Origin of the sequence: Bacillus coreaensis (genome assembly GCF_050586445.1) — a bacterium.
GTDB lineage: Bacteria > Bacillota > Bacilli > Bacillales > Cytobacillaceae > Robertmurraya_A > Robertmurraya_A coreaensis.
In genome coordinates this window covers 299,231-321,629 of sequence record NZ_JBOCCY010000005.1, presented here as the reverse complement: position 1 = coordinate 321,629, position 22,399 = coordinate 299,231, and the positions used below count along the sequence as shown (strand labels likewise).

The 22,399-nt window shown below is 39.4% G+C and carries 18 protein-coding genes; 3 read left to right on the top strand and 15 right to left on the bottom strand.

The genetic code is table 11. The features are described 5' to 3' along the window. Nucleotides 1-88: 88 nt before the first annotated feature. The 11 genes from meaB to ACQ5H4_RS10820 all read right to left on the bottom strand — a co-directional run bounded on the left by meaB (nt 89) and on the right by ACQ5H4_RS10820 (nt 15,520). Nucleotides 89-1,135 carry a methylmalonyl Co-A mutase-associated GTPase MeaB gene (gene meaB / locus ACQ5H4_RS10870; RefSeq protein WP_430774933.1) on the bottom strand — a complete coding sequence of 349 codons (1,047 nt, stop codon included), beginning with the start codon at nt 1,133-1,135 and terminating at the stop codon, nt 89-91. After that, nucleotides 1,135-3,315: a methylmalonyl-CoA mutase gene (gene scpA, locus ACQ5H4_RS10865; protein WP_430774932.1), complete on the bottom strand. Its 2,181-nt coding sequence runs from the start codon at nt 3,313-3,315 to the stop codon at nt 1,135-1,137. Before scpA ends, meaB begins: the two co-directional genes overlap by 1 nt. Then, nucleotides 3,308-5,170: a methylmalonyl-CoA mutase family protein gene (locus ACQ5H4_RS10860; RefSeq protein WP_430774931.1), complete on the bottom strand. Its 1,863-nt coding sequence runs from the start codon at nt 5,168-5,170 to the stop codon at nt 3,308-3,310. Before ACQ5H4_RS10860 ends, scpA begins: the two co-directional genes overlap by 8 nt. A gap of 130 nt (nt 5,171-5,300) precedes the next feature. Continuing rightward, nucleotides 5,301-6,563, bottom strand: coding sequence for a dihydrolipoamide acetyltransferase family protein (locus ACQ5H4_RS10855; protein WP_430774930.1), 1,263 nt, complete (start codon nt 6,561-6,563; stop codon nt 5,301-5,303). A 32-nt stretch (nt 6,564-6,595) separates the two neighbouring features. Further along, nucleotides 6,596-7,579 (bottom strand): alpha-ketoacid dehydrogenase subunit beta, encoded by a 984-nt coding sequence (locus ACQ5H4_RS10850; RefSeq protein WP_430774929.1) that lies wholly within the window; start codon nt 7,577-7,579, stop codon nt 6,596-6,598. A 14-nt stretch (nt 7,580-7,593) separates the two neighbouring features. Continuing rightward, nucleotides 7,594-8,589, bottom strand: coding sequence for a thiamine pyrophosphate-dependent dehydrogenase E1 component subunit alpha (locus ACQ5H4_RS10845; protein WP_430774928.1), 996 nt, complete (start codon nt 8,587-8,589; stop codon nt 7,594-7,596). Between the two features lie 71 nt (nt 8,590-8,660). Continuing rightward, the gene (lpdA, locus tag ACQ5H4_RS10840; protein ID WP_430774927.1) at nt 8,661-10,082 is read right to left on the bottom strand and encodes a dihydrolipoyl dehydrogenase; all 1,422 of its coding nucleotides are present in this window, start codon (nt 10,080-10,082) and stop codon (nt 8,661-8,663) included. Between the two features lie 15 nt (nt 10,083-10,097). Next, nucleotides 10,098-11,222, bottom strand: coding sequence for a butyrate kinase (gene buk / locus ACQ5H4_RS10835; RefSeq protein WP_430774954.1), 1,125 nt, complete (start codon nt 11,220-11,222; stop codon nt 10,098-10,100). 68 nt (nt 11,223-11,290) lie between these two features. Next, nucleotides 11,291-12,385: a branched-chain amino acid dehydrogenase gene (bcd, locus tag ACQ5H4_RS10830; RefSeq protein WP_430774926.1), complete on the bottom strand. Its 1,095-nt coding sequence runs from the start codon at nt 12,383-12,385 to the stop codon at nt 11,291-11,293. Between the two features lie 33 nt (nt 12,386-12,418). After that, complete coding sequence (gene yqiS / locus ACQ5H4_RS10825; protein ID WP_430774925.1) at nt 12,419-13,324, bottom strand: phosphate butyryltransferase; 906 nt, start codon at nt 13,322-13,324, stop codon at nt 12,419-12,421. A gap of 135 nt (nt 13,325-13,459) precedes the next feature. Beyond that, nucleotides 13,460-15,520: a sigma 54-interacting transcriptional regulator gene (locus ACQ5H4_RS10820; protein WP_430774924.1), complete on the bottom strand. Its 2,061-nt coding sequence runs from the start codon at nt 15,518-15,520 to the stop codon at nt 13,460-13,462. A gap of 135 nt (nt 15,521-15,655) precedes the next feature. On the opposite strand from ACQ5H4_RS10820, the gene ACQ5H4_RS10815 reads away from it, so the two are divergent. Beyond that, nucleotides 15,656-15,907 (top strand): DUF2627 domain-containing protein, encoded by a 252-nt coding sequence (locus tag ACQ5H4_RS10815; protein ID WP_119710658.1) that lies wholly within the window; start codon nt 15,656-15,658, stop codon nt 15,905-15,907. A gap of 9 nt (nt 15,908-15,916) precedes the next feature. On the opposite strand, the gene ACQ5H4_RS10810 is transcribed toward ACQ5H4_RS10815, so the two are convergent. Both ACQ5H4_RS10810 and ACQ5H4_RS10805 read right to left on the bottom strand, forming a co-directional pair. Continuing rightward, nucleotides 15,917-16,657: a glycerophosphodiester phosphodiesterase gene (locus ACQ5H4_RS10810; RefSeq protein WP_430774923.1), complete on the bottom strand. Its 741-nt coding sequence runs from the start codon at nt 16,655-16,657 to the stop codon at nt 15,917-15,919. A 16-nt stretch (nt 16,658-16,673) separates the two neighbouring features. After that, the gene (locus ACQ5H4_RS10805) at nt 16,674-18,248 is read right to left on the bottom strand and encodes a flagellar assembly protein A (RefSeq protein WP_430774922.1); all 1,575 of its coding nucleotides are present in this window, start codon (nt 18,246-18,248) and stop codon (nt 16,674-16,676) included. 173 nt (nt 18,249-18,421) lie between these two features. On the opposite strand from ACQ5H4_RS10805, the gene ACQ5H4_RS10800 reads away from it, so the two are divergent. Continuing rightward, nucleotides 18,422-19,006: a hypothetical protein gene (locus ACQ5H4_RS10800; RefSeq protein WP_430774921.1), complete on the top strand. Its 585-nt coding sequence runs from the start codon at nt 18,422-18,424 to the stop codon at nt 19,004-19,006. Nucleotides 19,007-19,150: 144 nt separating this feature from the next. After that, the gene (locus ACQ5H4_RS10795; RefSeq protein WP_430774920.1) at nt 19,151-19,951 is read left to right on the top strand and encodes a CsxC family protein; all 801 of its coding nucleotides are present in this window, start codon (nt 19,151-19,153) and stop codon (nt 19,949-19,951) included. Between the two features lie 108 nt (nt 19,952-20,059). On the opposite strand, the gene spo0A is transcribed toward ACQ5H4_RS10795, so the two are convergent. Both spo0A and spoIVB read right to left on the bottom strand, forming a co-directional pair. Beyond that, entirely contained in the window at nt 20,060-20,863 is an 804-nt protein-coding gene (gene spo0A / locus ACQ5H4_RS10790) for a sporulation transcription factor Spo0A (protein WP_430774919.1), read from the bottom strand. 229 nt (nt 20,864-21,092) lie between these two features. Further along, nucleotides 21,093-22,382, bottom strand: a complete 1,290-nt coding sequence (gene spoIVB, locus ACQ5H4_RS10785; protein ID WP_430774918.1) for a SpoIVB peptidase — start codon at nt 22,380-22,382, stop codon at nt 21,093-21,095. Nucleotides 22,383-22,399 lie beyond the last annotated feature (17 nt).

Genomic DNA, 22,399 nt, shown 5'->3' with positions numbered 1-22,399 from the left:
GTATTAAAAAAAGGGTATCATATAAGCACAGCTAGATCATACCCCTACTCCTTAGATGAAGGTCACCGTATGTGTGACCTTCCTTTTTTTATTTTTTTTCATAAAAATATTTGAATAGAAGGTCTACTGCAAGGGTAACCGTCTGATCACCATCAACTACAGCTCTTTCAAGCTGAGGAAGCAATTCTTTTATTTTTTCGTGAGCGTAAAATTGTAACTGAAGCTGATCCGTGATTAAGGCGTGCATCCAATCCTTTGTTTGTTGTCTTCTTCGCTCCTCGAACACTCCTGATTGTGTCGTTTCATGGACAAATTGGTCAATTGTCCGCCACATTTCCTCAATTCCTTTATTATATAAGCTTGAGCATACATGCGCTCTCGTTTCCCAATTAGTAGTTGAGGGTTGAAGGAAATGCAGAATTTGATTATATTCATCCCTAGTTCTTCGTGCGGCAGCTTCATTTTCACCATCCGCTTTATTTACAACAATGGCATCGGCAAGCTCCATGATTCCCTTTTTCATCCCTTGTAGCTCGTCACCAGCTCCTGTTAATACTAGGAGCATAAAGAAGTCTACCATGTCTCTCACTAGAACCTCGCTTTGTCCCACACCAACTGTCTCTACAATAATGACTTCATAACCCGCAGCTTCGCAAAGAGCAATAGATTCCTTCGTTTTTCGATGAACGCCACCTAACTTTCCTCCCGTAGGGGACGGTCGAATAAAAGCTAACTCTGTCCTAGATAGTTGTTCCATTCTCGTTTTGTCCCCTAAAATACTCCCACCACTCCGCTTAGAGCTAGGATCAACAGCTAGAACAGCTACCCTAATGCCTTGTTCACATAAGTACACCCCAAGTGAGTCAATAAAGGTACTTTTCCCCGCTCCTGGTACACCTGAAATGCCAATTCGAACCGATTTACCTGAGAAGGGAAGAATTTGTTGAAGAAGCTCCTGCCCCTTTTTAAAGTGGTGGTCGGCATTGCTTTCGATTAATGTGATCGCTTGAGCGAGCATAGAACGATTTCCATTCCTTAGCCCTGAGCAAAGTTCCTCGACCGTTGGTGTTTTATTTACTTTTTTTTGAAATCGTTTTGCAGAAGAAAAACGATCTTCTAAATGATTACCTTTCATTACTTATCCACTTCCTCATAGCCTAATCGCTCATAGATTGCTCTTACTACCTTTTGAGCGGCTACTGGAATGACGGTCCCAGGTCCAAAAATAGCGGCGGCCCCTTTACCATATAAATAGTCATAATCTTGAGCAGGGATTACACCACCGATTACCACTAAAATATCATCCCGACCTAAGTCCTTTAATTCTTTCATTAATTGTGGAAGCAGTGTTTTATGGCCGGCAGCAAGTGAGCTTATACCAATCACGTGAACATCATTTTCGATCGCTTGTAAAGCGGTCTCCTTTGGTGTTTGGAATAACGGTCCTATATCCACATCAAATCCTAAATCAGCAAAAGCTGTTGATATCACTTTTGCTCCCCTATCGTGACCGTCCTGTCCCATCTTTGCTATAAGGATTCTTGGCCGACGTCCTTCATTTTCTAAAAATTCCTCTGTCATACGCTGAACTTCTTTCATTTCCTCTTCATTCGAGTACGCTGAGCTATATACTCCACTAATTGAGCGGATAATCGCTTTGTGTCTTCCTGCAACAGCTTCCACCGCATCTGAAATTTCTCCGATCGTTGCACGGGCCCTAGCAGCGTTTACCGCAAGTTCAAGGAGGTTTCCCTCACCTGTCTGTGCCCCTTTTGTTAATGCTTCTAGAGTTCGCTTTACTTCTTGCTCGTCTCGATTCGCCTTTACGTATGCCAGTTTTTCAATTTGCTTTAATCTTACAGCCGTGTTATCTATGTCTAAAATCTCAATATCTTCCTCTTTATCAACTCGGTAACAATTGACACCGATGATTGTTTCCTCGCCTGAGTCAATTTTAGCTTGGCGCTTTGCTGCCGCTTCTTCAATCTTCATTTTTGGCAATCCCGTTTCAATTGCTTTTGCCATTCCACCTAGCTCTTCAATCTCTTCAATATGCTCCCACGCACGTTTAATCAACTCTTCTGTTAGTGCTTCAACATAATACGATCCACCCCAAGGGTCAATCACATTCGTGATTCCGGTTTCTTCCTGAAGAAATAACTGCGTATTGCGCGCAATTCTAGCAGAAAAATCGGTTGGAAGTGCAATAGCTTCATCTAGAGCATTTGTGTGAAGAGATTGAGTATGGCCCATCGCTGCAGCATGCGCTTCGATAAGTGTGCGAGTCACATTATTAAACGGGTCCTGTTCAGTTAAGCTCCATCCAGATGTTTGGGAATGGGTACGTAACACCATAGATTTCTCATTTTGAGGAGAAAACGACTTCATCATCTTTGCCCAAATGGAACGCCCTGCCCTCATTTTAGCTACTTCCATGAAATAATTCATACCAATCGCCCAAAAAAATGATAATCTTGGGGCAAAGGAATCGATATCAATACCCGCTTTTAGACCTGTTCGAACATATTCGAGCCCGTCTGCTAGTGTGTATGCAAGTTCAATATCTGCTGGTGCTCCCGCCTCCTGCATATGATATCCTGAAATACTAATACTATTGAATTTCGGCATATACTTAGAAGTATAGGAAAAAATATCAGAGATAATTTTCATCGACATTTCTGGTGGATAAATATATGTATTACGAACCATATATTCTTTTAAAATATCATTTTGAATCGTCCCAGACAACTGTTCCTTACGTACCCCCTGCTCCTCAGCTGTTACAATGTAAAAGGCCATGATCGGCAAAACAGCTCCATTCATTGTCATCGATACAGACATCTGGTCAAGAGGAATGCCATCAAATAAGGTTTTCATATCGAGTACAGAGTCTATAGCAACACCTGCTTTTCCTACGTCACCTACAACGCGTGGATGATCAGAATCGTAGCCTCTATGGGTGGCTAAATCAAATGCTACTGACAGTCCCTTTTGTCCCATTGCTAAGTTTCTACGATAAAAAGCATTACTTTCTTCTGCGGTAGAAAAGCCTGCATATTGCCTTACGGTCCATGGCCTATTAACATACATCGTAGGATATGGTCCCCTAGTAAAGGGGGGCAAACCAGGTAAATCTCCAAGATGAGCAACATGATCACGATCATCTCTCGTATATAAAGACTTTACTTTGATTTGTTCATTTGTTTCGTAAAATAAATCCTCTATGGAGGCAGTTATTTCTTCTTTTTCTCGGTTGCTCTTTTCTTCCTTAAAAGAGGATATCTTTATTTGACGAAAATTAGGTTTGTTAAGCATGTGTGGTTTCCTCCATTTCAGTCAAAAGACTCGATAGAGAATCATAGCAGTTACTTTGTCGATGAAAAAAGTCCGTTACACCTGATTGAAGCCAGACATCCTTTGCTTCAGGTAGCCCTGCCAAATATAGTCGTTTTTCTGGATAATTCGTATGAAATTCTTTCACGATGGTAAGCCCCAATTCCTCAAGTACTCCATACGCTCCACACAAGCAGTACGTTGAATGGTTACTACTTTCAATATACTTCTGAATTTGTTCCCAACTGTCAGTTCCCTCATTTTTTTCTGTAGCAATTCCACCTGGTGCAAGAAAGCCCTCCATAAAATCTACTTGTGGTTTAAACTGTTTTAATCCACCTATACAAATAAGCCCCACCACTGGTTGCCGTTCTAGTTTTTCAGAAAGCCTTCTAAGGGTTTCATAGGGTTCTGAAAGTCTAGATTGCTTTAGCTCGGGTATCTTGATGGCTACTGCTTCAGGTGTTGTTTTTTGCTGCATGCATAATTTTAATGGTTGATCTTCCAAATTTGCGTACATATTGGTACCGATAATCGATTGTTTTCTTGTGAAACTATCATTCTTTCTATTATCCAATACACTAGAAATTTGTGATTGGATGTCACCATCAACAAGGGAGGATAGCATACCGCCATAATCATCGATTTGCAAAAACAGCTCCCATGCCTTCTTGGCAATCTCCTCAGTTAGTTCTTCTATATACCAGGAACCTCCAGCTGGATCGTGTGTTTTACAAATAAGCGCTTCTTCTTTTAAAATAAGCTGAGTATTTCGAGCAATTCGGTCGGAGAACTCTGCTCCATTCCCTTCTAGCTCATTAAATGGACTTACATGCAAATATTGAACTCCTCCGATGAATGCAGCAAATGCTTCATTACTCGATCGGAGAAGATTTACATATGGATCATAAACTGTTTTTGTAAAGATTGATGTTCGTGCTGATATGACCATTTTTTGATTTTCGGTACTTCCTCCGTATGCTTTTACAATTTCACTCCAAAGCATTCGTGCTGCTCTTAACTTAGCAATTTCCATAAAGAAATTAGCTCCTATTGAGAAGTGAAAAATATATTTAGATAATATGGTTTGGATCGGTATATTTCGGTTTGAAAGTTCTTCTAGGTGGAATACGGCAGTTGCAAGAGAAATCGCAATCTCTTGGACGGCGTTAGCCCCCCCATTATGATAGGGAGTTGTATCAACAAGAATTGTTTTTAGTTCTGGGAATTTTTGTGAGGCAATTTGAATGTTTTTTGCTAATTCATCATACACATCGTTCACCGGCTCTTCTAAATAGCCATCTGAAACCAATTGGGCTAACGGGTCCGTTGCAATAAAACCTTGAATATCACTTCTCTGTTTGACGCTACAGAGCTCTGAGAGGAGTTGGGATTGGTGACCTTTCTTTGCATGTACGCAAACTGGGAAACGACCCGCAAACGCTTCAAATATAGATTGATAGGAGATATCCTCTTGAACAGAGAAAGAAACAGCGGACTGTCCGCCTTTGATTGCAGCTTCCATCTTTTCTTTTAGCTCATTTTCGGTAGACGCGTGAATGGTCTGAGCTATTCTCCATGGTTGCTTCTCCCCCAAATACGAATCAATTCCTCTTCGAAAATCTGGGATACCAGGAAATTGAGAACAGAATTGTTCTTTTTTAAAATAAAGCGGTTTCATTTTTATCTGTTCGTATGTATGTTTTATTAAATGTTCTACTTTTTTTCCTTTCAGTGACTGTTCACTTTTTTCGGTCCAGTCTTCTTCTTGCCAAAGTGGGAATGACGCATGTTTCATATCTTTTATTTGCATAGTATGCCGTGTCAAATTTGCCACGGCTCCCCTCCCTCCGAAAGATAAATTGAGGTAAAATTTTAAATGATTGATCTTACCCTTATTGTAGTACACATGGGAATAATTGCAAAGAAGAAAAACCGCTGTCTAAATTGACAACGGCTTTTTTGTATTAGTAGATAGATGTATTTTCCTTTGTGGTTGCCTCAAGGATATCTTTCACCCGTTTTAAGAATCTTCCGCACACAAGTCCATCAAGAACACGGTGATCAAGCGATAGACAAAGATTAACCATGTCTCTTACAGCAATCATACCTCCATCCATGACAACCGGACGTTTAACGATGGATTCTACTTGTAGAATGGCTGCTTGAGGGTAATTAATAATTCCCATGGATTGAACGGATCCAAACGAACCGGTGTTGTTAACAGTGAACGTACCACCTTGCATATCAGCACTTGTTAATTTTCCAGCTCTTACTTTAGACGCTAATTCAGTAATTTCTCTTGCAATCCCTTTAATGGTCTTTTCATCCGCGTGCTTAATAACTGGAACATATAAAGCATCCTCTGTTGCAACAGCTATGGAAATATTAATATCCTTCTTCTGGATAATTTTATCTCCTGCCCACATAGAGTTCATTTGCGGGAATTCCTTTAGGCTTTGAGCGACTGCTTTTACAAAGAAAGCAAAGAATGTTAAGTTAAATCCTTCTTTTGCCTTAAACTCCGATTTGATGGAGTTTCTGTATGCAACTAAATTCGTGACATCGACTTCAACCATCGTCCAGGCATGTGGTGCCTCATGCTTGGAGCGTAACATATTAGCCGCAATTGCTTTTCTAACACCTGAAACCGGAATTTCTATATCCCCGGCTGTTACAGGAACATCCATTGGAGCAGGCGCTGCTTTTTCTACTGCTTTTGGAGCTGGAGTAGTTGGTACAGCTTCCACTTTTGGTTGAGGTGGCACAACAGCTCCGGACTCTATGATTGCCAGAAGGTCTTTACGAGTAATTCGACCTCCCGCTCCAGAACCAGATACCTGAGTTAAGTCAATTCCATGCTCCCCAGAAAGCTTTAAGACTGCTGGTGAATAGCGTGCTTTATTTGGCGCATCACTCACTTCAGGTATTTGAACATTTCCCTCTGTTTGATTCTTTGTTATCGTTTCCTGAGGTGTACTATCTTGCCCTTCAATTTCAATGGTACAGATAATGGCACCAACCTCTAATGTTTCTCCTTCACTAGCAATAAGTTCAACAATCTTTCCTGAGAAGGACGAAGGTACTTCTGCATTTACTTTATCAGTCATTACCTCTGCTAGAGGATCATATTTGTTTACCGTGTCCCCAACTGAAACGAGCCATTTGCTAATCGTTCCTTCTGTTACACTCTCCCCAAGCTGAGGCATTTTGATTTGTTCGATAGCCAATTCATTACCTCCTTGTTAACCTTTAATCCCTATTAAAATTCAGCAAGCTCACGCATCGCTTTTTCAACCTTATCTGGATTTACCATAAAGTATTTTTCCATCGTTGGAGCGTATGGCATAGCTGGGATATCAGGGCCTGCTAAGCGCTTAATCGGTGCATCTAAATCAAACAAGCAGTTCTCAGCGATGATCGCCGCTACTTCGCTCATAATGCTGCCTTCCTTGTTATCCTCCGTCACTAACAGGACCTTTCCCGTTTTAGAAGCTGCCTCAATAATCGCCTCTTTATCCAATGGATACACGGTACGTAAGTCAAGTATATGGGCTGAAATCCCGTCACTAGCTAATTTTTCTGCCGCTTGTAAAGCAAAGTGAACACATAAACCATAAGTAATGACGGTAATGTCTTCTCCCTCTCGTTTAACATCTGCCTTACCAATTGGAAGAACATAATCATCAGCTGGAACTTCCCCTTTGATTAAGCGATAGGCACGCTTATGCTCAAAAAACAGAACAGGATCGTCATCGCGAATAGCTGCCTTTAACAGACCTTTTACATCATAAGGAGTTGAAGGCATCACAATTTTTAGACCAGGCTGATTGGCAAATACCGCCTCAACAGATTGAGAGTGGTAAAGTGCACCGTGAACGCCTCCACCATAAGGAGCACGCACTACAATGGGGCAACTCCAATCATTGTTAGAGCGATAACGGATTCTTGCTGCTTCGGAAATAATTTGATTTACTGCGGGCATAATAAAATCAGCAAACTGCATTTCAGCAATTGGTCTCATACCATACATCGCTGCGCCTATTCCGACTCCTGCAATAGCTGATTCAGCTAGTGGAGTGTCAATTACTCGAGCCTCTCCAAATTGCTCATATAAGCCTTGCGTTGCTTTGAACACACCGCCCTTTTTACCCACGTCTTCACCTAAGACAAATACTTTCGAATCGCGCTCCATCTCCTCACGGATCGCCATAGTTACCGCATCAATATATGAGATTACAGGCATTGATTTCTTCCCCCTTACTTCTCAGCATACACATGCTTTAATGCACTTTCTGGAGCTGCATATGGTGCATTTTCTGCATAGTCGGTTGCTTCATTTACTTGTATCATTATTCGATCATTAATTTCCTTTGATAAATCATCATTTAGGAGTCCAACTTCTGTTAGATAAGAAGCAAATGTAAGAATTGGATCCTTCGCTTTTGCTTCCGCTACCTCTTCTTGACCGCGATAGCTTCGGTCATCATCATCAGAGGAGTGAGGAGTTAATCGGTAAGAAACGGTCTCTACCAATGTTGGGCCCTCCCCGCGACGTCCGCGGTCTGCTGCTTCTTTCACTGCCTTGTATACTTCAAGTGGGTCGTTTCCATCCACCGTTACACCTGGCATGCCATAACCAATCGCTCGATCAGAAACATTTTCACATGCAAGTTGTTTTTCGATTGGGACGGAAATCGCATACTTGTTGTTTTCACACATAAAGATGACTGGAAGTTTATGAACACCAGCAAAGTTTGCTCCTTCATGAAAGTCTCCCTGATTCGATGAGCCTTCTCCAAACGTAACGAATGTCACTAAATCTTTGTTTTCCATTTTACCAGCAAGGGCAATTCCAACTGCATGAGGAACCTGCGTAGTTACTGGAGAAGAACCTGTGACAATCCGGTTTTTCTTTTGTCCAAAGTGACCAGGCATTTGACGCCCACCTGAGTTTGGATCTTCTTCCTTAGCAAAACCCGACAACATGAGATCTTTCGCGGTCATACCAAACGTTAGGACAACACCCATATCTCGATAATATGGAAGAACGTAATCCTTCTCACGATCTAATGCAAATGCTGCACCGACTTGAGCAGCCTCTTGACCTTGACACGAAATAACGAACGGAATTTTACCCGCGCGATTTAACAGCCACATCCGCTCATCAATTCGACGAGCAAGTAGCATCATTTCATACATTTCTAAAACCATCTCATCACTCAAACCTAATGCAAGATGACGATTTTCACCCATTATCATAACCTCCTATTAAACGGTGACAGACACCTTTTGTGGACATTTGTATTTATGGAGTACACATACACTCACCCGTGTAAAGCTTTCCCATCTACAGCAAGGGCTGCTTCTCCAATTGCTTCAGATAACGACGGGTGAGGGTGAATCGTTTGAGCAATTTCCCACGGAGTGGCATCCAACACTCTAGCCAACCCTGCCTCTGAAATCATATCTGTTACGTGTGGGCCGATCATATGGACACCCAAAATATCATCCGTTTTCTTATTAGCAATGATTTTTACAAATCCATCAGATTCACCATACACAAGTGCTTTACCAATGGCTCGGAATGAGAATTTCCCTACTTTTACTTCGAATCCTCTTTCTTTCGCTTCTTCCTCTGTGTATCCTACACTAGCTACCTCAGGATTAGAGTATATACACTTGGAAATAAGACTATAATCAATTGGTGAAGGGTTCTCCCGGACAATATGCTCAACTGCAACAATTCCTTCATGTGAAGCTACATGAGCCAACTGAAGTCCACCAATGACATCACCAATTGCATAAATATGGGATTCCTTTGTTTGATAGAAAGAGTTTGTTTTAATAACTCCTTTTTCTATCTCAATATCTGTGTTTTCAAGTCCAATTCCTTCCACATTTGCCTGCCGACCTACAGAAACTAATATCTTCTCGGCTGAAAATTCCTTAATTGTTCCTTTTACATCAGCTGAAATCACAACATCGTTTTCCTTTTTTATAGTTTCTGGTAAAACTTTAGCACTGGTAACCAATTTAATTCCTTTTTTCTTCATTAAGCGCTGCATTTCCTTTGAAATTTCGCGATCTTCTGTTGGAATAATGCGGTCACTATACTCTATTACGGTTACATCTGTTCCAAAATCTGAAAGCATCGATGCCCACTCAATTCCAATCACACCGCCGCCAACAATAATGATCGACTTAGGAACAGAAGAAAGTTGCAGTGCTTCATCAGAGGTAAGTACCTGTGAACCATCGATTTCAAGACCTTCTAATGTACGAGGACGCGAACCAGTTGCGACAATGACATTTTTCGGTAACAACATCATATTGTCTTCTCCGCTGTTCATCTCTACCGAAATGGTACCCGGCATTGGTGAAAAGATAGAGGGTCCTAAGATCCTGCCCGTTCCTTCATATATGCTAATTTTCCCTTGTTTCATAAGGTGCTGAACGCCTTTATAGAGCCCCTCAACTATTTTATTCTTTCTTTCTTGAACCTTACTGAAATCTAATGAAATGTTTGAGGCAATTACACCAAAATCCTGCGCTTTTTTGGTCGTACGATATACCTCTGCACTTCGAAGTAATGCTTTACTAGGAATACACCCTTTATGTAAACAAGTTCCACCTAACTTTGTCTTCTCCACGATGGCCGTTTTTAATCCAAGCTGTGACGCACGTATTGCTGCCACATATCCACCAGTACCTCCGCCTAAAATGACTAAATCATATTCTTCTGCCAAACCAAACCCTCCTCGTTACTTGCTATGAACGGTGTCTTTTATTCCATTTGGATATTGTTTCGCCTCTTCTTCTCCTCTTAACACTCTTAACGCACCTTCCGCAAGAGCCTGTAACTCATTTTCACCAGGTTCAATCATTACGTCCGCTATCCAATTGACACGATCACTGATTTCTTTAACAAATCCTTTCCCGTACGCCAATCCACCCGTAAGAATAATCGCATCTACTTTTCCTGCTAATACACTACTCGCTGCACCAATCTCTTTCGCAACCTGGTATGCCATCGCTGAGTATATAAGCTTAGCCTGCTTATCTCCCTTACGGATCATTTCTTCTACTTTTAGCGCATCATTCGTACCAAGATACCCAACAAGTCCGCCTTGACCGACTAGTTTCTTCATAACTTCTTCTCTATAAAAATCTCCTGAATAACATAAGGAAATTAAATCACCAGCTGGTACTGTCCCCGCACGCTCCGGACTAAATGGTCCATCACCATGCAATCCATTATTCACCTCAATCACTCTACCATTTTTATGAACCCCTACAGTGATCCCTCCACCCATATGAGTCACAATTAGGTTCAGGTCCTCATACCTTTTCCCGAGGGACTTCGACACCCTCCTAGCAACCGCTTTTTGATTAAGTGCATGGAAAATACTTTTCCGTTCAATTAATGGAAAACCAGAAATACGTGCGATCGGATCAAGTTCATCTACAACAACAGGATCGACAATAAAAGCTGGGATATTTAAACCAGATGCAATTTCAAAGGCAATAATTCCTCCCAGATTTGATGCGTGTTGTCCTGAATAACCAGCCCTTAAGTCTAAAAGCATCATATCGTTCACTTCATACGTCCCACCTTCAATGGGGCGAAGTAAGCCACCACGTCCACAAACAGCACTCAGCTTTGATATATTTATTCCTTCAATATCAAGCGTCTCAAGTATCGTCTGTTTTCTGAATTCATATTGATCAATAATATTGTCAAACGAATTGATCTGGTCTGATTCGTGTCGTATGGTCTTTTCAAAAATTGAAAGGTCATTATCGAATACTCCGATTTTCGTTGATGTAGAACCCGGGTTGATTACAAGAATTCGATTCATTAATTCATGCAACGTGTAAACCTCCATTGTATCCAAGCTTTATACTACTATGTAAAAGACAAGAGGCTGAATTCTCAGCCTTCCTTGTCCGTGCATTAACGTCGACTTAAAATATGATGTCCGTTTTGTAAGAATTGACTTCTAGAATTACGCATTCTTTCGATTCGCTCTTCTGCCATTCGATCAGCCGCTTTATATGTCGGAATTCTATCACGTTTTGCAATTTCAATTACCTTCTCAATATTAGTGTAGATCGTCTCAACTTTTTTCATTGCTCTCTCATGATTATAACCGTATAACTCATCTGCTACGTTAATTACTCCGCCTGCATTAATTACGTAATCTGGCGCATAAACAATTCCCATTTCATGAATGATATCACCATGGCGTGGGTCACGTAACTGGTTGTTTGCCGCTCCTGCAATAACTTTCGCTTTAATTTGGGGAATCGTGAGATCATTAATGACTGCCCCAAGAGCACATGGTGCATAAATATCACATTCAACACTATAAATTTCATTTGGCTCTACCGCTTTGGCTCCAAAATCTTCAACAGCCCTTTGTACAGCTTCTTTATTTATATCCGTAACAATTAATTGTGCGCCTTCTTCATGAAGATGACGGCACAAGTTATATGCTACATTCCCTACCCCTTGTACGGCAACAACTTTTCCTTCAAGGGAATCCGTACCGAACGCTTCCTTTGCAGCAGCTTTCATCCCACGATAAACACCATATGCAGTTACAGGTGATGGATTCCCAGATGAACCAAATGCCGGTGAGATACCCGTTACGTAATCCGTTTCTTCATGAATTAAATCCATATCTGCTACCGTTGTTCCTACATCTTCCGCTGTAATGTAGCGTCCATTTAATCCTTGAATATAACGACCGAACGCACGAAACATTTCTTCATTTTTATCTTTACGCGGATCACCTATAATAACGGTTTTTCCACCGCCAAGATTTAATCCTGCAGCTGCATTTTTGTAAGTCATTCCCTTTGCTAGACGCAAGGCATCTTCAATCGCAGCTTCTTCTGACTCGTATGTCCACATCCGCGTTCCACCTAAGGCCGGACCTAATGTTGTATCATGTATAGCGATAATCGCCTTTAATCCCGATTGTTTATCTTGGCAAAACACCAATTGCTCGTAATCATAAGTTTCCATATACTTAAAAATTTCCATTAACGTCTTCCTCCTCAACCAACAGTGTTTTCTTTATTTACAAACAGAACAAATTGCCAGAGCAAGTGAATACACTTTACTTTCCGCTGAATCTGCTCTAGATGTTAAAACAATTGGTACTTTTGCTCCGGCGATAATTGCTCCAACCCTAGCACCAGCAAAATATACGAGTGATTTATATAGTGTATTTCCTACTTCAATAGTTGGCACTAATAAAATATCAGCTCGTCCAGCCACCTCACTGTTAATCTTTTTCTGCTTAGCAGCTTCGAGAGAAATGGCATTATCAAGACCCAATGGTCCGTCTATGATGCAATCCTTTATTTGGCTTCTTCGATTCATTTGAGTTAAGATCGCTGCATCCATTGTTGCTGGCATTGATGGATTTACGACTTCTACTGCTGCAATGACGGCCACACGTGGAGTTTCAATTCCGATTGATTTCGCAAGTTTTACCGAATTATTAATGATTTGAATTTTTGTATCTAAATCAGGATTTATGTTCATAGCTGCATCGGTAACAATTGTAAAACGGTCATAACCAGCAACTTCAAAAACGGAGATATGCGATAACACATTCCCTGTTCGTAAACCGAAGTCTTTATTAAGTACTGCCTTTAAGAGAGTAGCTGTTGGAACATTTCCCTTCATAAGTACATTTGCTTCATTTAATTTAATTGCTTTAACTGCATGTTCAGCAGCAGAAACACTTGAGTTGGTATGAAAAATCTTTATTTTTTCACTTCTTACTAGTTCTGGGGCTTTTTCCCTCAGTATAGACAAAATTTGCTCTTTATCTCCATATAGAAAGAAATTAGCTATCCTGAGCCTTAAAGCCTCTATAACTGCATCAATAACCTCTACATCGTCTGCCGCCGCTACTGCTACGGTCTTCTCTTCATATTGGGTTGCTCTTTCTATTAGCAAATCCAATGTCATTAAGTTCAACCCCTTTTTACCCCTAAGCTTACGATACTCCTGTATAACATTATGCAAGAAGCATGCCAAAAAATAAAATATGAAAACGTTTTATTATGCATGGATTAACCTGCAAATTATTTCACTGCATGAAATTTATTGCACGCCACTTCTGGCAAGATTGTATTTATCAAGCTTATAATATAAATTTCGAACGGATAATCCCAATTTCTTTGCAGTTGCTGTTTTATTTCCTTTTAGTTCCGCTAAGGTTTGAGCGATTATTTTTGCTTCAAACTCTTCAACGAGTTCTGCCAATGACTCCTTTTTGTCTTCCTCAGCTGTCACCTTTGGCAACTGATCTTGCTCCTTAATTAAAACAGGGACGTGCAAAATATCAATTTCCGTTTCATGGTTGGTCATAAAAATGATTGCCCGCCCAAGAATGTTTTCTAATTCTCGAACATTACCTGGCCAATCGTAACGCATAAGTTGCTTCATTGCGAGCGGTGTGATTCCCTCCACATTTCGTCCATAATCTTGATTTATTTTTTGGATGAGCCTTTCGCACAACAACGGAATATCCTCTTTTCTGAATCTCAAAGCAGGAATATGAATAGGCATTCGATTGAGACGATAATATAAGTCTTCCCGAAAAGTACCGTTTGCAATGCCCTTCTCAATATTTACATTCGTGGCAGCGATCACTCGAACATTAATCGGGATCGATTTGGTCCCACCTACTCTAGTAATTTCATTTTCCTGTAGCACTCTTAACAGCTTCGCTTGTGTATTGGCCGTCAACTCACCAATCTCATCTAGAAAAATACTCCCATTATTCGCTTCTTCAAAGAACCCTCTTTTCCCCCCACGTTTCGCACCCGAGAACGCTCCTTCCTCATAGCCAAACAGTTCACTCTCGAGGAGACTTTCTGATAATGCCGCGCAGTTAACACGTATGAACTTGTTATATTTCCGATCACTACCATTATGGATCGCGTGTGCAAAAAGTTCTTTTCCCGTTCCTGATTCACCGCGAAGCAATACCGTTGCTGGAGTTTTCGCACCAAGTCTTGCTTGTTCAATCGAAAGCTGAATTTCCTCCGAACGGCCAATAATATCATCAAACGAGTATTTTGCTTCAAGAGTACGAATGATTTGCCTTGCTCTACTCAGCTCTTTATTTAAACTTTGAATTTCAGACATATCATGAATGACACCGACGCTACCTTTTAATTTCCCATCAACAATTATAGGAGCGACATTAACAATAACATCTTTTTTATTTGGTCCAACTCTCATCGTTACTCCTCTTACTGGCCTTCTCGTTTGGAGTACTTTCATATGCATACTTTCGCCTTCTGAAATATCTGCATTCGCTGGTTGCCCGATGACTTGTTCCTCCGTCAATCCCGTAAGCCTAGTATAAGCAGGGTTAATCATAATCCCATTTCCGTTTTCGTCTACAACAGAAATCGCTTCATCACTAGATTGAATAATCGCTTGAAGCATGGTCTTTATCTCGTTTAAATTCGTTATTTCCAAGGCCAAGTCCATTAACTCTGTTTTATCTTTAAAGACAGAAAATGCCCCAATCAATTGATTATTTTCATCAATCATCGGGATTCGGGTGGTTATCACATGCATGCCATTCGTTAATACCAACTCATGATTCGCTTCAATTTTCCTGGTTATTAAAATACGTGGCAACTGGCTTGAAGGAATAACTTCGAGGATTGGTTTTCCAATCGCCTCTTTCTGGCTAATTCCTGTCATTCTCTCCGCACTGCTATTAAAAAGGGTAACTACCCCGTCTTTATTTACTACAATCATCCCATCGTCAGTCGAATTAAAAATCAAGTCATGCTTATATGCATCATTTTGCACTTTATCAAGCAACTTTTCTTTTTCTTCAATTAACATGGTAACAAGGAAGGCTACACTTCCAGGAATAAGAACCGTATTCTTAGAGCGAGCATCTCTTAATTCACGAAAAACATTTTCATCACCAGTTACCTCAATAATAATATCAACTGTTTCTATATATTTACGCCAATCAATATCTGTAATGATTCCTTCCGTTTTGGCGTGTTTTATCCCTTCCGCCTCTAGATCACGATCAATCACTACTTTAACATCAAGCATAGCTGTTTCTTTTAATATTTTTAATATAGAAGTTCCACCCTTACCGGCCCCTACAATCATGACTGTCTGCAAAAAATCACCTACTCTATATGAATAATGAAGAATATTGCATATCTCTATTTTAATGTGAATATTCCATCTTGACAAATTGGGAGAATAATTTATGATGGCAAAGGAGACCACACTTTCGTTTTGAAGGGATTGCCTATGATTAGAATATTTGCGTTACTTATCTTATTAATACCTGGCTTTTTAGCCGCATACGGTATTAAACTAATGCGGGATATGCTGTTCGGGATACTTCTTTCACCCTTTCCATATCTTTGGCTTCAATTTCTGATTGGTCTATTTCTGTTTGTGGCAGGATTATCTTTCGTGGCAGGTTTTATCTTTCACAGAGATCGCAAAAAAAATAAAGTACAAGCTCGATTTCAGACACAAAAAAAAGACAAAGCGTAAAAAATATGATTACGCTTTGTCTTTTTTATATTTATCCCGAAGTTTAACCGCAATGGTTGGATCATCTGTTATAAACGCTGTACAGTTGATTTGAAACAATCTCTCCATCTCAGCTTCTTTATTGACTGTATATGGCCTCACAGCAATTCCCGACTCTAAGGAAGGACCAATCACCTCATTAGGTACCGCTAAATAATGGGGATGAAACCCTTTTGCTTGAATAGAAGCTGCATATACCCATGGCATATATAGACCTTCTGATAGCAAAGGGGCAATCTCGATTTCTGGAGCAAGTCTATAGCAATGAACAATACTGTAATGATTAAATGAAGAAATTACGATTCGGTCTGAGAGTTCATATTGACGAATTAACTGTATGACTTTTTCCTCCATACCTTCGTAACGAAACACACCATTTTTCAATTCAACATTGCAGGTTAATGTATTTGTCTGTAGCCAAGCGAATACTTCTTCTAATGTAGGAATTGATTGTTTTTCTTTTAAATCAGGAAATAATACTGCTGCATTCAATTTCTTTAATTCTTGAAGTGTATAGTCCTTCACATATCCTTTTCCATTTGTCGTGCGATTCAGCTTTTCATCATGAATGACTACTACTTCACCATCCTTTGAAAGCTGGACATCTAGCTCTACTCCATCTGCATTTGCATATTCTGCTTCCTGAAATGCTATCATCGTGTTCTCAGGAAACTTAGCTGAATAGCCGCGATGTGCAATTACTTCAGTCATAATGCTCGTACCTCCATTATTCAGAGTAAAGTGTATTCCTATCGCTGTAAATCGTACCTTTTATTAAAGTACGAACATGTTTTTTCTGGTTTTTGATTTGTAGTGTCGTTTCTGGATACGCTGCAACTTGTATACTTACTTGACCTTCTCCCTTTGTCTCAAGAAGCTTCATGACGTTTTTTCTTCTTGCCTCTAAAAAGGACACATCCATCATTTCGTCCTCATATATGGTCTTTAACCGTTGAAATTGCTTGTATTGTGTTTCATTCAGATGCGATTGTAAGTCTTCAAACGATTCGAGTTGCTTTTTAAGCCCCTCCACATAGAACACTTTTTCTTTATACCTCAACAACAACTCAGAAAGCTCATGTTCTAATTCGAAACGATTAAATCCTTCCACTTGAATAAACGTCTTCCTTTCTAGCCTATTACCAAATACAGCAGCACTCACCTTCCCCTTCGCCTCAATGGTCCCTCCGATAATTTTACCCTTTTGTTCGTTAGCAATAATATTCCTTCCCTTTATCTTTGCACCTAACGCATAATACCCAATATGAATATCCTCACCAGCTTTTAGCGTACATTCATTAGCATGTTTTAAGAATATATTTTTTGCTGCTTTAATAATGGTTGTGTTATTCCCGAATACTCCACCTTTAATAAAAATGTCACCGCTTTCGGATACCACTTCTTTGACCCCACTTATGCCAAGCTCCCCTAGGATTGAAATATCCTGAGTAGCCTTGACACTAAATCCTGCTGAAACCATGCCGTTAATTGTGACACTTCCATCAAATTGTATGTTCCCAGTACCCGTTCCCACATCTCCATTAATGATGAGATGATTCCCAACAGAAATTTTCCCATCTTTGTATTGGACAACTCCATCTACAAGCGCTTTTAAAGTGGTTACGTCGTCCTTTTCTATTTTTTCAACTGTCTTATGGTCATAAAACAAGGGTTTGTCCTTCCCTCTTTTCGGTAGCAATACCTCTCCCAGTACATTTCTTCCAGGAACACCTTCTGTACATGGAATCTTTTCACCAAGCCATTCCCCAGCTTTCACTTCATCAATAAAATGCAAATCAAAGTAATCTGCTTTTCCGTCTTCGCGAATCGTCGGTTTTCGGTCAGATAATTGAAAGTACCGCACAACCGCATCTGCTCCAGTAAGGGCAGGCTCACCTTTTGCTACGATAAATTCCTTATTGGAAAGCGGTTGCTTTACTGCCGTGTCCAATATTCCATTTTTAATTCCATGAACACCTAGTGCTTCCATTATGTCAGCAGTGAATTTCTCACTCTCACTGTGTAATTGCGCTTCTGTTACATGAAGCCGCATCTTTGCAATCATCTTATCTTCACTAATAGAAATAGAAATAAGAGGCTTCCATTCACCGACATGTATCTTCTCGCTTATTACCTGTTCTAAACTAGCTTTCAACTCTACAAATTTAGTGATCGTAATTCTCGGATGCTCTCGAACAAGCTGATCCAATCGATTTAGTGAAAATCCTTTTTTTAAAACCGTAATAAAGACAGATCCGTTCTCCACTTCCAGTCGAAAATATTCATTGTTTATTAGGTCCATGAATGCCGTCACCCTAATCATAATAGTACTTTAAGTATATATGAAAGATGGTTACTTGAATATACATGATCAATCTTCTTCATATAAAAACAAAACTTTGTCCCAACAAGTGATAACTATAAGAGCAATATCATATTTTTAAGTAAATATATTAAATGTTAGTAGGGATTTTTATGAATGAAAAAAATAATCATCACGCTTATGAGCAACTTTCAAATTCTAACTCAGTCGTCCCCCGTTATATAAAAGCCCCAGTTGAAATCGTTCATTCTAAATTTGACTTTACGATTAATAAAACCATTAAAATTAGCGAAAGGACAAGCAAAATATTAGATATTAACTGGACTACCCTTCACCCTGAATATCAAATAAACCTAGTAGCCAATCGACTTTGGGTTTCTGGTAAACTTCATGCTGAAATTACCTATACCAAACTAAACAATTCTAACATCCACATGGAAAATCTTCTTATTCCGTGGAAAAAAACATGTCAATTAGAATATACGTACCCTCCAATGATTCCTTTGAGCAATGAAAAAACACAGTATGATTTCATTAACCAAGACCAACAAACAGAAACTTCGACTCACTTTGAGCAATCGATTTATCAAAATGAAGCGTCCATATTGGAAATCATCTCTACCAAAATTATTACAACAAAGAATATAAAAGAAGAGGATACTAACTCCATTCTATTCTTGGATCTATATTGTGAAAAACAGTTCAGAATATGGCAAAACCAAATAATAAAACTCTAACCAGAAGGAACTGTTGTTATGGTTCCTTCTTTGTGATGCACGAAACATAATCAGGCTAAAACCCCTGTCTATTCGTCCATACATCGGGACAAGCGAATCATACACTAATCATGTATAACAAGCATCAGAAAGGGGAAAGTTTGCATGTCATTTTTTGAACATCATGATTCTCACGGAAAAAAGAAAGTTGTAAAATCATCATCTGTTCAACAAGAGGTAAGTAACACACCTGTAACACCAGAGGTAGTAAATTCTTATCCTTTTATGAAAGTTCCTGTTGTATTAGGGGAAACAACTGTACAAATCGACCTTGATTCCATTATTGAGTTTCCTGAACCGGTATTAGAAATCAAAAAAATTAAAAAAAACCTAAAGCTAGTACAATGTCGGCTATTGCTACCAACAAACAAGCTATTCTTAAAGGGATTTGTTAGAAAAAACATTCAATATGCAACACCTAAAGCAGGAGGGAAAGATTTTGTCTCTTCAAGCATTCACTCCTTAACGGTCGATGTCCCATTTCAAGCAGTCACACAAATAGACTTTTTAAGCAAACCTGCTTTTAAAGCTGGTCCTAAAACGACTGAGTTCGAGTATTTTATGTCTTCCCCACTACCTCATGGATATGCTTCCAAAGAAAAATTGCTTTCAGCTGACCTCTCGGAGTACAACCAAATTAGTGGGGAGGTTTTTAACGAGCTGCCTTATTGCGAATTAATCGCAAGTCATTTTATTGAAATGGATGAAGCCCTAAATAGAAAAATGGGAACGGTTTTTGGCCCAGAGGGAGAAATCTGTGCACCATTTGAAGAAGGTACCTTCACAAAAATTGAAGAAAAAATGGTTGTTGAATTGACTTTAAAGGTACTACAAAATCAACAAGTTAAAATGCAGAAACATGTATGTAAACAAGACGAAGATATGGATGACCACCATCATTTTTAACATTCCCATAAATCACACAAAACCCAATGAACACTTTTGTCATTGGGTTTTAATTTTCCTTATAAATAATTAATACTGAATGATGGCTTTACTTTTCTTCTAACTCTTTCAAGAAGCCTTATGTTCTAAACGAAGCTTATCAGCAACCATTGCGATAAATTCTGAATTTGTAGGTTTTGCTTTTGACATACTCACTGTATAACCGAAAAGACTCGAAATGCTATCGATATTCCCTCGGCTCCAAGCTACCTCAATTGCATGACGAATGGCACGTTCAACACGGCTAGCCGTAGTATTATATTTCTTCGCAATATCAGGATACAACACCTTCGTAATTGAACCAAGTAGTTCAATATCGTTGTAAACCATTGAAATAGCTTCACGTAAATATAAATACCCCTTAATATGAGCTGGTACACCAATTTCATGGATGATGCTAGTAATACTTGCATCCAAATTTTTCGGCTTTGATTCCATTTGTTGACGATACATCGGACTAGTTGTTAACGGTGAAGTCGTTCTCATAACAGCGCTTGTTTTCCCACTCACTTGACGAATATGATTTCCTAAATTTTCTAAATCAAATGGTTTTAAGATAAAGTAAGAAGCTCCTAGTTCTACCGCTTTCTTAGTAACGTCCTCTTGGCCGAATGCTGTAAGCATAATAACGTTCGGCATCGGAGACTTTCGAGTTTCACGCAACTTTTCAAGAACCGCTAGCCCGTCTAGGTGTGGCATAATGATATCTAAAACAAGAACATCAGGAGACACTTTTTCTAATAAATCCAGACATTCTTGACCATTATGAGCTGAACCAACGACTTCCATATCTTCTTGGGACACTAAATAGTCCTTAAGTAAGCCAACTAGCTCTCTATTATCATCAACTACACATACTTTTATCTTTTTCACTACATGTTTCCTCCTCGAAAGTATTCTCACCTGAACAATTATCTATATATATAATCTACTAACCAATTCGACAATGCAACAGTAAATCCTTTTCTTTTTTGAAAAAATCTAAAAAAATGGTATAAATCTCTATTTTTCTTCGGTTTTCGCCCGTATTCGACTTATTCTGTACTTTTGTCGAAAAATCTTTATTTTCGATTAAAAAAAGGGAGAGGCTAAAGCCTCCACCTTAACTCGCCTTTTCTCTTGGTTTTTCGTAAATATCAATACCAGCTTCATTTAGCATCCATTCGATATGAACACCATAGCCTGAAGTAGGGTCATTGACGAACACATGTGTTACGGCTCCAACCACCTTATCATCCTGTATGATCGGACTTCCACTCATTCCTTGAACAATCCCACCTGTTTTTTCAAGTAACTCTGGGTCAGTTACCTTAATCACCATTCCTTTTGTAGCCGGAAATTTTTGTGGAATCGTGCTTACAATTTCGATATCAAATAATTTTACTTGATCATTGTCTACAACTGTTAGTATCTTAGCCGGACCCTCTTTAACCTGATGTGAGAGGGCTATTGGAAGTGCTTTATCCATTATTCCATTGGTAATTTCTTTTGAAAGCTTACCAAAAATTCCAAAAGGGCTATTTCTTTGAATGTCACCAATAACTTCTTTATCAGAAGAGAAACGGGCTAGTTTTTCACCTGGATCTCCATTGCTTCCTTTTTCAATAGACGTGACTGTTGAGCGAACAATTTGACCATCCTCAACTACGATAGGCTTTTTTGTGTCCATGTCCGAAATAACATGTCCTAAGGCACCATACTTTTTCGATTCCGGATGATAAAACGTCATTGTTCCAATACCAGCCGCCGAGTCACGAATATATAAACCGAGTTTAAAATTCTCTTCTCCCGTTTCCTTTAATGGCAAAAGCTTCGTATCAATTTTGCCATCTTCTCTGCTTACTTCAATATTTAATGGTTCACCCTTTTGTCCTGCTGTTTGAACAAATGGTGCTACATCTGACATTTTTTCGATTTTTTGACCATTAATCTTTGTAATAATGTCGCCTACTTTAATTCCAGCAATTTCACCTGGAGATTTCTTACCTTCTGCTGTATTTACTTGATGGTGACCAACAACAAGGACTCCTACCGTATTAAGCTTCACACCGATAGACTGTCCACCTGGAATGACTTTAAAATCCTTTAATACGTCTACATCGACCTTTTTAATGGGGAAACCTGCTAGTTCAAGCAGCATTTCATCTTTCCCATATTTCTTTGCTTGTAATGACACGGTTTGATCATCTTGTTGAATAGAAAGAGTTGAATTTGCTGTGACGGCAGCAGATACAGGAGTAGATTTTTGTAAAATAAGGTTTTCGCCTTCAAACAGGGTAACGCTTTTGGGGATACTAAGGTAGTCTTGAAACGGTTTCGAAAATCCTATGGCAACTAATGAAACAAGGAGAATTCCACCAATTATTTTTCTAAGAAGTTCATGCCTCAACATCTTTCACTCTCCTCGCT

Excerpts from the sequence above, each read along its gene's own strand:
- meaB (WP_430774933.1), bottom strand. The coding sequence starts at position 1,135 with ATGAAAGGTAATCATTTAGAAGATCGTTTTTCTTCTGCAAAACGATTT.
- scpA (WP_430774932.1), bottom strand. The coding sequence starts at position 3,315 with ATGCTTAACAAACCTAATTTTCGTCAAATAAAGATATCCTCTTTTAAG.
- ACQ5H4_RS10850 (WP_430774929.1), bottom strand. The coding sequence starts at position 7,579 with ATGCCTGTAATCTCATATATTGATGCGGTAACTATGGCGATCCGTGAG.
- ACQ5H4_RS10845 (WP_430774928.1), bottom strand. The coding sequence starts at position 8,589 with ATGGGTGAAAATCGTCATCTTGCATTAGGTTTGAGTGATGAGATGGTT.
- buk (WP_430774954.1), bottom strand. The coding sequence starts at position 11,222 with ATGGAGGTTTACACGTTGCATGAATTAATGAATCGAATTCTTGTAATC.
- bcd (WP_430774926.1), bottom strand. The coding sequence starts at position 12,385 with ATGGAAATTTTTAAGTATATGGAAACTTATGATTACGAGCAATTGGTG.
- yqiS (WP_430774925.1), bottom strand. The coding sequence starts at position 13,324 with ATGACATTGGATTTGCTAATAGAAAGAGCAACCCAATATGAAGAGAAG.
- ACQ5H4_RS10815 (WP_119710658.1), top strand. The coding sequence starts at position 15,656 with ATGATTAGAATATTTGCGTTACTTATCTTATTAATACCTGGCTTTTTA.
- ACQ5H4_RS10810 (WP_430774923.1), bottom strand. The coding sequence starts at position 16,657 with ATGACTGAAGTAATTGCACATCGCGGCTATTCAGCTAAGTTTCCTGAG.
- ACQ5H4_RS10805 (WP_430774922.1), bottom strand. The coding sequence starts at position 18,248 with ATGGACCTAATAAACAATGAATATTTTCGACTGGAAGTGGAGAACGGA.
- ACQ5H4_RS10800 (WP_430774921.1), top strand. The coding sequence starts at position 18,422 with ATGAATGAAAAAAATAATCATCACGCTTATGAGCAACTTTCAAATTCT.
- ACQ5H4_RS10795 (WP_430774920.1), top strand. The coding sequence starts at position 19,151 with ATGTCATTTTTTGAACATCATGATTCTCACGGAAAAAAGAAAGTTGTA.
- spoIVB (WP_430774918.1), bottom strand. The coding sequence starts at position 22,382 with ATGTTGAGGCATGAACTTCTTAGAAAAATAATTGGTGGAATTCTCCTT.